The 13051-nt window shown below is 64.3% G+C and carries 12 protein-coding genes; 7 read left to right on the plus strand and 5 right to left on the minus strand.

Translation table 11 applies throughout. From position 1 onward, the window contains the following. Positions 1 to 28 precede the first annotated feature (28 nt). Positions 29 to 2374, minus strand: a complete 2346-nt coding sequence (locus ACYG97_RS11510) for a xanthine dehydrogenase family protein molybdopterin-binding subunit (RefSeq protein ID WP_023707866.1) — start codon at positions 2372 to 2374, stop codon at positions 29 to 31. Between the two features lie 123 nt (positions 2375 to 2497). Then, positions 2498 to 2998, minus strand: a complete 501-nt coding sequence (locus ACYG97_RS11515) for a (2Fe-2S)-binding protein (RefSeq protein WP_023681712.1) — start codon at positions 2996 to 2998, stop codon at positions 2498 to 2500. 341 nt (positions 2999 to 3339) lie between these two features. Between ACYG97_RS11515 and ACYG97_RS11520 the strand changes: the two genes are divergently transcribed. Together ACYG97_RS11520 and ACYG97_RS11525 are read left to right on the plus strand one after the other, a co-directional pair. Continuing rightward, positions 3340 to 4431 (plus strand): FIST signal transduction protein, encoded by a 1092-nt coding sequence (locus ACYG97_RS11520; protein ID WP_245260442.1) that lies wholly within the window; start codon positions 3340 to 3342, stop codon positions 4429 to 4431. Between the two features lie 3 nt (positions 4432 to 4434). Further along, positions 4435 to 5778 carry a hybrid sensor histidine kinase/response regulator gene (locus tag ACYG97_RS11525; RefSeq protein ID WP_023672626.1) on the plus strand — a complete coding sequence of 448 codons (1344 nt, stop codon included), beginning with the start codon at positions 4435 to 4437 and terminating at the stop codon, positions 5776 to 5778. A gap of 123 nt (positions 5779 to 5901) precedes the next feature. Here the strand turns inward: ACYG97_RS11525 and ACYG97_RS11530 are convergent, their stop codons facing one another. Then, on the minus strand, positions 5902 to 6585 hold the full coding sequence (locus tag ACYG97_RS11530) for a response regulator (protein WP_023672627.1): 684 nt from the start codon (positions 6583 to 6585) through the stop codon (positions 5902 to 5904). 209 nt (positions 6586 to 6794) lie between these two features. On the opposite strand from ACYG97_RS11530, the gene ACYG97_RS11535 reads away from it, so the two are divergent. Genes ACYG97_RS11535 through ACYG97_RS11550 form a run of 4 tightly spaced genes read left to right on the plus strand, consistent with a single transcriptional unit; the run spans position 6795 to position 9712 of the window. Beyond that, entirely contained in the window at positions 6795 to 7517 is a 723-nt protein-coding gene (locus tag ACYG97_RS11535) for a fumarylacetoacetate hydrolase family protein (RefSeq protein ID WP_023733720.1), read from the plus strand. Positions 7518 to 7521: 4 nt separating this feature from the next. Further along, complete coding sequence (maiA, locus tag ACYG97_RS11540) at positions 7522 to 8172, plus strand: maleylacetoacetate isomerase (RefSeq protein WP_023733721.1); 651 nt, start codon at positions 7522 to 7524, stop codon at positions 8170 to 8172. Then, entirely contained in the window at positions 8162 to 8647 is a 486-nt protein-coding gene (locus tag ACYG97_RS11545) for a DUF4262 domain-containing protein (RefSeq protein WP_031262190.1), read from the plus strand. The genes maiA and ACYG97_RS11545 overlap by 11 nt, the downstream gene beginning before the upstream one ends. A 24-nt stretch (positions 8648 to 8671) precedes the next feature. Beyond that, complete coding sequence (locus tag ACYG97_RS11550; RefSeq protein ID WP_023733723.1) at positions 8672 to 9712, plus strand: zinc-dependent alcohol dehydrogenase family protein; 1041 nt, start codon at positions 8672 to 8674, stop codon at positions 9710 to 9712. Positions 9713 to 9740: 28 nt separating this feature from the next. Here ACYG97_RS11550 and ACYG97_RS11555 read toward each other — a convergent pair whose 3' ends face one another. Continuing rightward, complete coding sequence (locus ACYG97_RS11555) at positions 9741 to 10604, minus strand: DMT family transporter (protein ID WP_023733724.1); 864 nt, start codon at positions 10602 to 10604, stop codon at positions 9741 to 9743. Positions 10605 to 10710: 106 nt separating this feature from the next. Here ACYG97_RS11555 and ACYG97_RS11560 point away from each other — a divergent pair, with 106 nt between their 5' ends. Further along, the gene (locus ACYG97_RS11560; RefSeq protein WP_023733725.1) at positions 10711 to 12129 is read left to right on the plus strand and encodes an aminotransferase-like domain-containing protein; all 1419 of its coding nucleotides are present in this window, start codon (positions 10711 to 10713) and stop codon (positions 12127 to 12129) included. Here the strand turns inward: ACYG97_RS11560 and ACYG97_RS11565 are convergent. After that, entirely contained in the window at positions 12098 to 13024 is a 927-nt protein-coding gene (locus tag ACYG97_RS11565) for a LysR family transcriptional regulator (RefSeq protein WP_023733726.1), read from the minus strand. The two genes, ACYG97_RS11560 and ACYG97_RS11565, sit on opposite strands and share 32 nt — an antisense overlap. Between the last annotated feature and the right edge of the window lie 27 nt (positions 13025 to 13051).

A 13051-nucleotide genomic window follows, 5' to 3' on the forward strand; every position in this document is an offset into this window, starting at 1 on the left:
CATTCCCTACTCACTACTCCCTACTCACTCATTTCTTCGCCCGTATCGCCGCCCACACCGTCGACGGCGAGGCCGGCATGGCGATGTCCACAATCCCCAAAGCGTCGGTGATGGCGTTGATGACCGCCGGCGGCGAGCCGATGGCGCCGGCCTCGCCACAGCCCTTGATGCCGAGCGGATTGCTCGGACACGGCGTGTTCGAGGTCGACACCTTGAATGACGGCAGGTCGTCCGCGCGCGGCATGGTGTAGTCCATGTAGCTCGCCGTCAGCAGCTGCCCGCTATCGTCATAGTGCGCGCCTTCCAGCAGCGCCTGGCCGATGCCCTGGGCGATGCCGCCATGCACCTGACCCTCGACGATCATCGGGTTGATGATGTTGCCGAAATCGTCCGCCGCGACGAACTGGACGATCTCGGTCGTGCCGGTTTCCGGATCGATCTCGACCTCGCAGATGTAGCAGCCCGCCGGGAAAGTGAAGTTCGCCGGATCGTAGAAGGCTGTTTCCTTCAGTCCCGGCTCCATGCCTGCCGGCAGATTGTGAGCGGTGTAGGCGGCAAGCGCCACCTGGAACCAGGGCAGGCTCTTGTCGGTGCCGGCAACCTTGACCTCGCCATTCTCGATGACGATGTCGCCCTCGTCGGCCTCGAGCAGATGGGCGGCGATTTTCTTGGCCTTGGCCTCGACCTTGTCGAGCGCCTTGGCAATTGCCGACATGCCGACCGCGCCCGAGCGCGAGCCGTAGGTGCCCATGCCCATCTGCACCTTGTCGGTGTCGCCATGGACGATCGACACCGAGTCGAGCGGCACGCCGAAGCGCTGGGTGACCAGTTGCGCGAAGGTCGTCTCATGGCCCTGGCCGTGGCTGTGCGAGCCGGTCAGCACCTCGATCGTGCCGACGGCATTGACCCGCACCTCGGCCGATTCCCACAGACCGACGCCGGCGCCGAGCGAACCGACCGCCGCCGACGGCGCGATGCCGCAGGCCTCGATATAGCAGCTCATGCCGATGCCGCGCAGCCTGCCCTGGCTGGCGGCCGCCGCTTTGCGCTTGGCAAAGCCGGCATAGTCGGACGCCTGTGTCGCCGCATCGAGTGAAGCTCCATAGTCGCCGGCGTCATAGTTCATGATGACCGGCGTCTGATGCGGAAACTCGGTGATGAAATTGGCGCGCCGAAGCTCCGCCGGAGACACGCCGAGTTCGCGTGCGGCGGTCTCCATTGTGCGTTCGAGCAAATAGGTCGCTTCCGGCCGCCCTGCCCCACGATAGGCATCGACGGGTGCCGTGTTGGTGTAGACGGTGCGCACATTGGCGTGGATCGTCGGGATGTTGTACTGGCCCGACAGCAGCGTCGCGTAGAGATAGGTCGGCACGCAAGACGAGAACAGCGACATGTAGGCGCCGAGATTGGCGATGGTGTCGACTTTGAAGCCGGTGATCTTGTTGTTCTTGTCGAACGCCATTTCGACCGTCGAGACATGGTCGCGGCCATGTGCGTCGGTGAGAAAGCTTTCGGTACGGTCGGCAACCCATTTGACCGGCACGCCGGTCTTCTTCGACGCCCACAGGCAGACGATCTCTTCGGGATAGATGTAGATCTTCGAGCCGAAGCCGCCGCCGACATCGGGCGCAATGACGCGCAGCTTGTTTTCCGGCGCGACATTGTAGAAGGCGCTCATCACTAGCCGCGCGACATGCGGGTTCTGCGACGTCGTCCAGCAGGTAAAATGGTCCTCGGCCTTGTCGTAATGGCCAAGCGCAGCGCGCGGCTCCATGGCGTTGGGAACCAGCCGGTTGTTGACGATCTTCATGCGGGTGACATGGGCCGCCGCCTGGATCGCCGCGTCGGTCGCCTTGGCATCGCCGATCTCCCAGTCGAAGATAAGATTGTCCTCGGCTTCGGCATGGACCTGCGGCGCACCTTTTTGCAGCGCCTTAGTGGCATCGACCACCGCCTTCAATTCCTTGTAGGTGATCTCGACCGCTTCGGCCGCGTCGCGGGCCTGGCCCTTGGTTTCCGCCACCACGATGACGACCGCGTCGCCGACATAGCGCACCTTGTCGACGGCCAGCGGCGACCACGCGCCCATCTTCATCGGCGAGCCGTCCTTGGAATGGATCATCCAGCCGCAGATCAGGTTGCCGATGCCGTCGGCCTTGAGCTCCTTGCCGGTCAAGACGCCGATGACGCCGGGCATCGCCTGCGCTCGTCTGACGTCGATCTTCTTGATCTGAGCATGCGCGTGCGGGCTGCGCACGAAAGCGGCATGCTTCATGCCGGAAACCACCATGTCGTCGACATAGCGGCCGGCGCCGGTGATGAAGCGTTTGTCTTCCTTGCGCACGACCCGAGCGCCGATGCCTTCAATGCCCATAGGAATTCCTCCGGAATAGCGAATAGTGAGTGGCGAATAGTGATTAGTGAGTAGGGAATTGTGCTCGGAGCGGTTCGGCTAAACCGACTACTCGCTACTCCCTATTCGCTACTCGCTTCTTTCTTACGCTGCCTGTTTCGCCCTGCCCTTCGGCACCTTCGCCATAGTCTGCGATGCGGCGAGGATCGCCTTGACGATGTTGTGGTAGCCGGTGCAGCGGCAGATGTTGCCTTCGAGCTCGGCGCGCACCGTCGCCTCATCGAGGCCTTCGGGATGGCGCGCGATCATGTCGGTCGCGGTCATGATCATGCCCGGCGTGCAGAAGCCACATTGCAGCCCATGATGTTCCTTGAACGCGGCCTGCATCGGATGCAGGTCGCCGCCATTGGCAAGCCCTTCGATCGTCACCACGGTCGACCCGGAGGCCTGCACGGCCAGCATCGAACAGGACTTCACCGCCTTGCCGTCGACATGCACGACGCAGGCGCCGCATTGAGAGGTGTCACAACCGACATGCGTTCCGGTGAGACCAAGATTTTCGCGCAGGAAATGAACCAGAAGCGTTCGGTCCTCGGCAGCGCCGCTGATCCGTTTTCCGTTCACGACAAACGAAACGTCCGACATGCATCCTCCCTGGGTATGACCTTGGTAGTCATGCTGCCGATGCGGCTTTGGCGCTCGGCCATGCGCTATTGGTACACTGCACAAAGCGCAAAAAACACACGGCGCTCATTGTACTTTCGGTCATGGAGAAAACGAAAATCATGGGCCTGTCCGCCCCATTGCCAAAGAGCGAATAGGGGGCAACAATGCCCTCGACGCCAGCGCGCCGAGAGACATAAAACGGGCGCGCGCAGGAAGCGTCGGAGGATATCGGGAGGAAGCCTCTGGCCAGTTCACGGACGAGCTATGCATCCGGTCTGTCGGCGCTCACCACCGACGAGCCCGACGCCGATGCATTCGCCCTGGCGGTCGCCGTCGAGGCCGCAGCCATCGATGCCGGCTTTGCCCTGCTGTTCTTCTCCCAGAGCCTGTTTGACGCGAGCGTCCTTTCGCAAGGGCTGAAGACCCACGCGCCGACGCTGGCCTACGCCGCCTGCTCGACCGCCGGCGAGATTACCCCCCAGGGCCTGGAGGAAGGCCATGTGCTGGCGCTGCTCTTTCCCTCCGCGTCGTTTTCGGCGGTCAGCACCATGGTCGACAATCTCTCCTCGTCGGGCATGGACAGGATCACTGATGAAGTCGAGGCCCTGCGGCGCCTACTGCGCGGGCGCCTCGGCTGTTGCCATACCAAAAGCACCTTCGCGCTCTGCTTCATCGACGGCCTGTCCTTTGCCGAGGAAGCGGTGACCTCGGCCATCCATTGGGGGCTGGACGACATCCCGCTGCTCGGCGGTTCGGCGGGCGACGACCTCAAATTCGAAACCACCAGTCTGATTTCGAACGGCAAGGTGGCGTCAGACAGCGCCATCATCGTGTTGATTGCTACCGAAATTCCCTTCCACGTCTTCAAGACCGACAATTTCATCCCCACCGACGAAAAGCTGGTGGTGACGGCATCCGACCCGGACCACCGCACCGTGCGCGAGTTCAACGCCACCAATGCGGCCGAGGAATATGCAGCCTCGGTCGGCATCGTTGCGCAGAACCTGACGCCGCTGAGCTTCGCCTCTCACCCCGTTGTGGTGAAGGTGGGCGGCGAATACTACTGCCGCTCGATCCAGAAGATGCATCCCGACGGCTCGCTGTCGTTCTTCTGCGCCATCGACGACGGCGTCGTGCTGTCCATCGCCCAGCCCAAGGACATGGTGGAATCGACGCGCGCCGCACTGCGCGACGTCGAGGAGCGGCTCGGCGGCATCGACATGATCCTCGGCTTCGATTGCGTGCTGCGCCGGCTCGACGCCCGCAACCGCCAGGTGTTCCGCGACATTTCGGAGCTTTACCGGGTCAACAATGTCATCGGCTTCGGCACCTATGGCGAACAGTATCGTTCGATGCACCTCAACCAGACTTTCACCGGCATCGCCTTCGGCGAACGCCAGGCGGCGGAATAGCCCATGCCGCTCAGGGACATCGACGACGTCGACAGGCTGAAGAAGATCAACGCCGCTCTGGTCAGCCGCGTCGAGCGCTCGATGGACCAGCAGGGCAATGCCTTCTCGCTGTTCCAGACTGCAATTTCACTGGAAAACCGGGTGCGCATGCGCACCGAGGAACTGCACTCGACCTTGCGCCGGCTGGAACAGTCGAACATCGACCTCAGCGCCGCCAAGGAAAACGCCGAGCTGGCGAACCTGTCCAAGACCAGGTTCCTGGCCGCCGCCAGCCATGACGTGCTGCAGCCGCTGAACGCCGCCCACCTCTCGGTCTCGGCACTGGCCGAAGTGCAGACCAGCGACGAGGGCAAGAAACTCGTCCGTCAGGTCGAGCGCTCGCTGGAGACGATGGAAGACCTGTTGCGCACGCTGCTCGACATTTCCAAGCTCGACGCCGGCGTGGTCCAGCCCGACATTGGCGACGTCAATCTGGAGACGTTGTTTTCGTCGCTGCGCTCGGATTTCAAGCCGGTTGCCAAGCTGAAGGGGCTGACACTGAAATTCCGCCCGGTCAGCGCCGTGGTGCGTTCGGACCGCACGCTTTTGCGCCGCATCCTGCAGAACATCCTGTCCAATGCGCTGCGCTATACCCGCTCGGGCGGCGTGCTGGTCGGCACCAGGCATCGCGGCGACACCATCCGCATCGATGTCGCCGACACCGGCTGCGGCATTCCCGACGACCAGCGCGAGGCGGTGTTCGAGGAATTCCATCGCGGCTCCGCCATTCCGGCCGATACCGGAATTTCCGGCGGCGGGCTGGGGCTGGGCCTTGCCATCGTGCGGCGCATGGCCGCCGCGCTCGGCCACCCCGTGACGTTTTCGTCGAAAGTCGGGCGCGGCACCATCTTCCACATCGATGTGCCGGTCGGCATCGGCGCCAGCGCCGACGCCATCGCCAGCCTTGCCGAGATGGAGCGGCCGCGCGGCTACGGCCTGTTCGGCACCAAGGTGCTGCTGGTCGAAAACGACGCCGATGTGTTGCAGGCGATGACCTTCCTGCTCGAGCGCTGGCAGTGCCTGGTGCGTGCCGCGACCTCGACCGAGGATGCGCTCAGCCTGCTCGGCGACACCGACTGGGTGCCCGACATCGTCATTGCCGACCAGCATCTCGACGACGGCGACCTCGGCACCGCAACAATAGCCGAAGTGCGCGATTATCTCGGCCGCGCCGTGCCGGCGCTGATCGTCACCGCCGACGGATCGGAGGCCGTCGCCAAAGCCGCCCGCGCCGCCGGCATCGAACTGATGCGCAAGCCGCTGAAACCGGCGCAGCTAAGGGCGCTGCTGGCGCATTTGCTGGCTTGAGCCCCATACCCTCCCCTCGATGGGGAGGGTCGGCGCGCAGCGCCGGGGCGGGGTGCAGCGCCAAGCTCCCCCACCCCGCTCCGCTTCGCGGATCGACCCTCCCCACAAGGGGGAGGGTAAAGATCAAAACCCGGCCTGATCGCGAAACAGCTCCGCATTGTCCAGCTTCGACACCTCAATCACCGCTTGCGTGCGGCTGTAGACGTTGAGCTTGCGCAGGATCTCCGAGACATGCGCCTTGACCGTGGTCTCGCCGACCTGCAGCTCGTAGGCGATCTGCTTGTTCAGCAGGCCCTGGCGCAGCATCTGCAGCACGCGCAGCTGCTGCGGCGTCAGTTTGGCCAGCCGCTGCACCATATCGGCGCGGTCGGCGCTGTCGGCGTCGGGTGGCTGTCCCTCATAGGTCTCCGGCACATAGATCGCGCCCTCCATCACCGAACGGATGGCGGCGGCGAGATCGCTCTTGCGCGCCGATTTCGGGATAAAGCCGGCCGCGCCATAGGACAGCGCCTCGGAGATGATCTTCGGCTCCTCATAACCCGACACGACGACCACCGGCAGCCGCGGATGGCGGGTCCTGAGCTGCAGCAGCCCGTCGAAACCATGGACATCGGGCATGTTGAGATCGAGCAGCGCCAGATCGAACGGTTTTATCCCACCCAGAAGATCGAGTGCCTCGGCGATCGAGCGCGCCTCCACCGTGTCGACTTCCGGATAGGCCATCTGCACGGCGCTGTGCAGCGCCTCGCGAAACAGCGGATGGTCGTCGATGATCAGAAACCGGGCGCGATCGTTGATTGCGGTCATGGTGTTCGTTTCAGTTCTCCGTGGGCACGATACTCCCGCTGGTATGGCCAGCTTATTGGCAAATAGTCTATCGCCATCTTAACCCCCGGAGGCGAAGCCGACTTTATCCGACAATCAAGGCGCAGCCGATGCTTTTGCTGGCGCTGACGCCTTGCCCGGCCGTCCAAATCGGTCGAATGTGCCGGCAACAACCCAGGCAGAGACCCCGCATGACAGACTTCGTCCTTCCCTTGCCCGCAACACCATCGGTCGCCATTGCAGGCTCGCCGGCACGCTTTGCGGTGCGCCGCATCTTCTGCGTCGGCCGCAACTACGCCGCCCACGCCCGCGAACTCGGCAATGACGAGCGCGACCCGCCCTTCTTCTTCACCAAGCCGGCCGATGCGGTGGTCGATAGCGGCACGACGATCCCCTACCCGCTTTTGACCAAGAACCTGCATCACGAGATCGAACTGGTCGCGGCGATCGGCAAGGCCGGCTTCCGCATTCCCCGCGCGCAAGCGCTCGACCATGTCTGGGGCTACGGCGTCGGCATCGACCTCACCCGCCGCGACCTGCAGGACGAGGCCAAGAAAGCAGCGCGGCCCTGGGACTGGTCGAAAGCCTTCGACCGCTCGGCGCCCTGCGGTCCACTGGTCCCTGCCGCACAATCCGGCCACCCGCAAAAAGGCCGCATCTGGCTCGCCGTCGACGGCGCGGTGAAACAGGATGGCGATCTCGCCGAGCTGATCTGGCCGATATCCGACATCGTCTCGATCTGCAGCGAGTCGGTTGCACTACAACCGGGCGACCTGATCTTCACCGGCACGCCGGCCGGCGTCGGCGCGGTCGCAGCCGGCCAGACGATGACCGGCGGCGTCGACGGCATCGGCGCCATCGAGATCACCATCGGCCAAGATCCCATCGGCCAAGATCCCATTGGCAAGTCGTGATCCAATGAGCGATCTCGTCCTCCACAATTATTACCGCTCCTCCACCTCCTACAGGGTGCGCATCGCGCTCGAGATGAAGGGCCTGACCTACGACTACGTGCCGCATCATCTGCGTCATGGCGACCATCTGGAGCCGGCCTACCGCGCGGTCAATCCGCAGGCGCTGGTGCCGGCGCTGATCCTCAGCGACGGCACGCTTTTGACGCAATCGCTGGCGATCATCGAATATCTCGACGAGACCAATCCCGAACCGCCGCTGCTGCCGAAGGACGCGCTCGACCGCGCCCGCGTGCGAATGCTGGCGCAGATGATTGCCTGCGACATCCATCCGGTGAACAATCTGCGCGTGCTGACCTCGCTGCGCACTTTGTTCGGCGCCGGCGATCAGGACGTCGTCAACTGGTTCCGCCACTGGGTGAACGAAGGTTTTCAGCCGCTTGAAAAGATTCTGGCTTCATCGGCGCAGACAGGCACCTTCTGCCACGGCGACTCACCGGGGCTGGCCGATATCTGCCTGGTCGCCCAGATCGCTAGCAACGCCCGCTTCGGCGTCGACCTGACGCCCTACCCCGAGATATCGCGCATCCACGCCGCCTGCATGGCGCTGCCGGCTTTCCGGAAGGCGGCGCCGGAGAATCAGATCGATGCGGAATAGGGAAGCCAAGGACGCGGATGAAGCCAGGACGCTTGCCGACATCGAGGAATATGGCTGCCATATCCTGTATGTGCTGGAAGAAGAGGAGCTTGCGCCCTTTGCCTATTCCGTCGGTATCGAACACAACTTCAAGGCACCCGAACTGATCGTGATCGGCCTGAAGCCGGAAATCTCCAAGTTCATCATCAACGAGTATTGCAGGCGCATCCGTGCGGGCGAGGTTTTCCAGCCGGGACAACGATCGTCGGGCTTTGTCGAAGGTTTCGAATGCCAGTTTGGCTCCGTGCACATCGACCACTACCGCGAGCACTTCGGCTGGGATATCTGGTTCTATGACGGGTTGGATTTTCGTGTCATGCAGCTGATCTATCCCACGGTCGAGGGCATCTGGCCCTGGGACGCCGAGGCAAGCGACTGGTTTCGGGCGTGGCAGCGGCTTCTCGAACGGCCGCCTGGCAACGCTGGGCACAATTGAACAAACCACAGTAAGGACCTGCCGATGAAAGCCGTCGTCTTCGAAAAATTCGGCGAAGCGCCGACGATCCAGACCGTGCCCGATCCGAAGCCGGCGCCGGAAGGCGTCGTTATCAAGGTTGAGGCGACGGGGCTGTGCCGCAGCGACTGGCATGGCTGGATGGGTCATGATGACGGCATCACGCTGCCGCATGTGCCGGGCCACGAACTGGCGGGCATCGTCGTTGCCGCCGGCAAGCGGGTGACCCGCTGGAAGGCCGGCGAGCGTGTCACCGTGCCGTTCTGCGTCGGCTGCGGCCGCTGTTTCGAATGCACCTCAGGCAACCATCAGGTCTGCGAGCATCAGTCCCAGCCGGGCTTCACCGCCTGGGGCTCGTTTGCCGAATATGTCGCTATCGACCATGCCGACACCAATCTCGTGCGCCTGCCCGGGGAGATGGAATTCGCCACCGCCGCCAGCCTCGGCTGCCGCTTCGTCACCTCGTTTCGCGCCATTGTCGACCAGGGCCGGGTGACGCCAGGCGAATGGGTGGCGGTGCATGGCTGCGGCGGCGTCGGCCTGTCGGCGATCATGATCGCCAGCTCGATGGGCGCCAATGTCATCGCCATCGACCTCACCGACGAGAAGCTGGAATTCGCCAAAAAGATTGGCGCCGTGGCGACCATCAACGCCTCGACGACGCCGAACGTGGTCAAGGCGGTCAAGCAGATCACCAATGGCGGCGCGCATATGTCGATGGACGCCCTCGGTCACCCCACCACATCGTTCAATTCGATTGCGAACCTGCGCCGGCGCGGCCGTCACGTGCAGGTCGGCCTGATGCTGGGCGAACATGCACGACCACAAGTGCCGATGGACAAGGTGATTGCCTTCGAACTCGAAATCCTCGGCAGCCACGGCATGCAGGCCTACCGCTACCCCGCAATGATGGAGATGATCCGCACCGGCAAGCTCAGGCCCGAGCTGCTGGTCGGCAAGAAGCTCAGCCTCGACGAGGCGCCCGCCGCGCTGATGGCGATGGGCGGGTTTGAGGGTATTGGTATTGGCGTGGTGACTAAGTTTTAGGAGCGGCAGCGCTGTCCGTCACTGGAAACTACCGCGCAAACTTTTTCGCCCCGAACACACAGGCCACCACGCCGAGCGTGACAACCACCATCAGCGGGCTGACCTGCTCGTGCAGCAGCGTCGCCGCCAGCGCCAGGCCGAAGAAAGGCTGCAGCAACTGCAATTGGCTGACTGCTGCGATGCCGCCTTGCGCCAGGCCGCGATACCAGAACACGAAGCCGATCAGCATGCTGAACAGCGAGACATAGGCCAGACCGATCCAGGCGTGGGAACCGACGGCGGCAAAGGATGGCGGCAGCGTCGCGAACGTCAGCACCAGCATGATCGGCAGCGAGATCGCCAGCGCCCAGCAGATCACCTGCCAACCGCCGAGCCCGCGCGATAGTGCGGCCCCCTCGGCGTAGCCCAGGCCGCAGACGATGATGGCGGCCAGCATCAGGCCGTCGCCGACCGGTGACGCCGTCACGCCTTGCATCAGGGCAAAGCCCGCGACCAGCGCGCTGCCGATGCAGGAAAACAGCCAGAAGGCTGGCCGCGGACGCTCGCCGCCGCGCAGCACGCCGAAGATCGCGGTGGCCAGCGGCAGCAGGCCGACGAAGATGATGGAATGAGCAGAGGTGACGTGCTTGAGCGCCAGAGCGGTGAGCAGAGGAAAGCCGACAACCACGCCAAGGGCGACGATCACCAGCGATACAAAATCGCTCCGCTCCGGGCGTTTCTGCCGGAACAGGATGAGCATCGCCAGACCGAGCAGTCCGGCAATCGCCGCGCGGGCAGAGGTCAGGAAGGTCGGATCGAAATCCGCCACCGCCACGCGCGTCGCCGGCAGCGAGCCTGAGAAGATCAACACGCCGATGAATCCGTTCACCCAGCCGCTCGCAGTCTTGTCCATTCCAGGCTCCATTGCTTTCGCCCTCTATCGGGCCGGCGCGTATGGCGGAGCCAGAGACAATGCGGTACAATTCGATCAAACTGTAATGGCCGATCGAGCAGTACGGATGACGGAACCCGCTTTGAAAACCGACGGCACACACAGCCTTGTCGCGACCACTTTGGTCGAGACTGTCATGGCGACCATCCGCCAGCGCATCGCCGCGCGCAGCCTGACGCCGGGCGCGCGGCTGCCCTCGATCCGCGCCTTCGCCAAAGCCATGCAGGTGTCCAAATCGACCGTGGTCGAGGCCTATGAGCGGCTTGCCGCCGAAGGCGCGATCCGCTCCCGGCCTGGCTCGGGATTTTATGCCGCCGGCTCACTGGCGCCATTGTCGCTGGCCGAGATCGGCCCGCGGCTCGACCGCGCCATCGATCCACTGTGGGTCTCGCGCCAGTCGCTGGAAGCTGGCGGCGAGATGCTGAAACCCGGCTGCGGCTGGATGCCGGCCTCATGGATGCCGCAATCCGCTCTGCGCCGGGCGCTGCGCACGGTGGCGCGCGCCGACGATGTCGACCTCGCCGACTACGGCACGCCGCTCGGCCTGCCACCGCTGCGGCAGTTGCTGGCGCGGCGCATGGCGGGGCACGGCATCGAAGTCTCGCCCGAACAGATCATGCTGACGGAATCGGGCACGCAGGCCATCGATCTTCTCTGCCGCTTCCTGATCGAGCCGGGCGATACCGTGCTGGTCGACGACCCCTGCTATTTCAATTTCCACGCGCTGCTGCGCGCCCACCGCGCCAAGGTCGTTAGCGTGCCCTACACTCAATCGGGCCCGGATATCGAGCTGTTCGCGCAGGCGCTGGCCGAGCACAGGCCGCGCCTCTACATCACCAATTCCGCCATCCATAATCCGACCGGCGCGATCCTGTCGCCGGTCACCGCGCATCGGCTGCTGAAGCTCGCCGACCAGTCGGACCTGACCATCGTCGAGGACGATATTTTCGCCGATTTCGAGCACAGCCCCGCGCCGAGGTTGGCCGCGTTCGACGGCCTCAACCGCGTCGTCCATATCGGCAGCTTCTCCAAGACACTGTCGGCCTCGGTGCGCTGCGGCTTCATCGCAGCACCCCGCGACTGGATCGAGCAACTCACCGACCTCAAGATCGCCACCACCTTCGGCGGCGGGCGGCTGGCGGCCGAGCTGGTGCTGGCGCTGCTCAGGGACGGCAGCTATCGCAAGCACATGGATCTGCTGCGGGCGCGCCTTTCCCGCGCCATGGGCGAGACGGGCGCGCGCCTGAAAACGATCGGCATCACGCCCTGGATCGACCAGCCGGCCGGCCTGTTTTTATGGTGCAGCCTGCCCGATGGCGTAGATGCGGCCGAAATTGCCCGCCGTGCACTGGCCGATAACATCGTGCTGGCGCCCGGCAATGCGTTCAGCCTGTCGGGAACCGCCAGCCGCTTCCTGCGCTTCAACGTTGCCCAGTGCGGAGACGAGCGGATTTTCAAGGTGCTTGAGGCGGCAATGGCGCATTGACGCCGCCAGTCACCGCGCAGACCTCCCGCACGCAGTCGCGCAACCAGCGTTGCGCCGGATCGGCGTCGAGCCGCGGATGCCAGAGCATCGAGATGGTCACCTCGACCGTGGGGACCGGCAGGGGAAAGCTGACCATGCCGGCCCGTCCGCTCTCTGTATGCCGTTCGGGCACGCTGGCGATCAGGTCCGACGCACGCGCCATGGCAAGGGCGGCCGAGAAGCCGGAGACCATGCACACGACGGTCCGCTGCAGGCCGAGCCCGCTTAAAGCCTCGTCGATCGGCCCCTTCTCGCGGCCACTCCTGGAAACGCTGATGTGGCGGCCGGCCGCATAGCGCTCCGGCGTCACCGCACCTTCGCCCAATGGATGGCCAGATCGCACCGCGCCGACGAAGCGGTCGCGAAACAGCGCCTGGATGCGCACCTCCGGTCCGGTTTCGCCGGCAACGCCGATTTCCAGATCGATCGCCGCGTCGCGCAGCGAGGCGACGTCCTTGTCGGATTTGGAGGCAAAGCGCAGCCGCACGCCTGATGCCTCGGCCTGGATGCGGGCGACCAGACGCGGCCCAAATTCCTCGACGAACCCTTCATTGGTGCGCAGTGTGAATATCTGGTCCAGCTTCGCGAGATCGAGCAGCCTTGCCGGGCGCAGCAACGTTTCTGCCTCCTGGACAACGCGGCCGGCCTGCTGCCGCAGTTCCTCCGCGCGTGGCGTCGGCACCAGACCACGGCCGGCGCGAACCAGCAGCGGATCGCCGGTCGCCTCCCGCAGCCGCGCCAGTGTGCGGCTCATCGCCGAAGGGCTGAGCCGCAGCCGCGTCGCGGCGCGCGCCACACTGCCTTCGGCCAGCAGGACGTCTAGAGCGAACAACAGATTGAGATCAGGCGAGGTCATCGTCGCACTATAGCATGACATGGCGTT

This window comes from Mesorhizobium sp. W067 (assembly GCF_054719525.1).

What these genes read in the sequence shown, in the direction of transcription:
- ACYG97_RS11510 (WP_023707866.1), bottom strand. Translation starts at nt 2,374, where the DNA reads ATGGGCATTGAAGGCATCGGCGCTCGGGTCGTGCGCAAGGAAGACAAA.
- ACYG97_RS11515 (WP_023681712.1), bottom strand. Translation starts at nt 2,998, where the DNA reads ATGTCGGACGTTTCGTTTGTCGTGAACGGAAAACGGATCAGCGGCGCT.
- ACYG97_RS11525 (WP_023672626.1), top strand. Translation starts at nt 4,435, where the DNA reads ATGCCGCTCAGGGACATCGACGACGTCGACAGGCTGAAGAAGATCAAC.
- ACYG97_RS11530 (WP_023672627.1), bottom strand. Translation starts at nt 6,585, where the DNA reads ATGACCGCAATCAACGATCGCGCCCGGTTTCTGATCATCGACGACCAT.
- ACYG97_RS11535 (WP_023733720.1), top strand. Translation starts at nt 6,795, where the DNA reads ATGACAGACTTCGTCCTTCCCTTGCCCGCAACACCATCGGTCGCCATT.
- maiA (WP_023733721.1), top strand. Translation starts at nt 7,522, where the DNA reads ATGAGCGATCTCGTCCTCCACAATTATTACCGCTCCTCCACCTCCTAC.
- ACYG97_RS11545 (WP_031262190.1), top strand. Translation starts at nt 8,162, where the DNA reads ATGCGGAATAGGGAAGCCAAGGACGCGGATGAAGCCAGGACGCTTGCC.
- ACYG97_RS11550 (WP_023733723.1), top strand. Translation starts at nt 8,672, where the DNA reads ATGAAAGCCGTCGTCTTCGAAAAATTCGGCGAAGCGCCGACGATCCAG.
- ACYG97_RS11555 (WP_023733724.1), bottom strand. Translation starts at nt 10,604, where the DNA reads ATGGACAAGACTGCGAGCGGCTGGGTGAACGGATTCATCGGCGTGTTG.
- ACYG97_RS11560 (WP_023733725.1), top strand. Translation starts at nt 10,711, where the DNA reads ATGACGGAACCCGCTTTGAAAACCGACGGCACACACAGCCTTGTCGCG.
- ACYG97_RS11565 (WP_023733726.1), bottom strand. Translation starts at nt 13,024, where the DNA reads ATGACCTCGCCTGATCTCAATCTGTTGTTCGCTCTAGACGTCCTGCTG.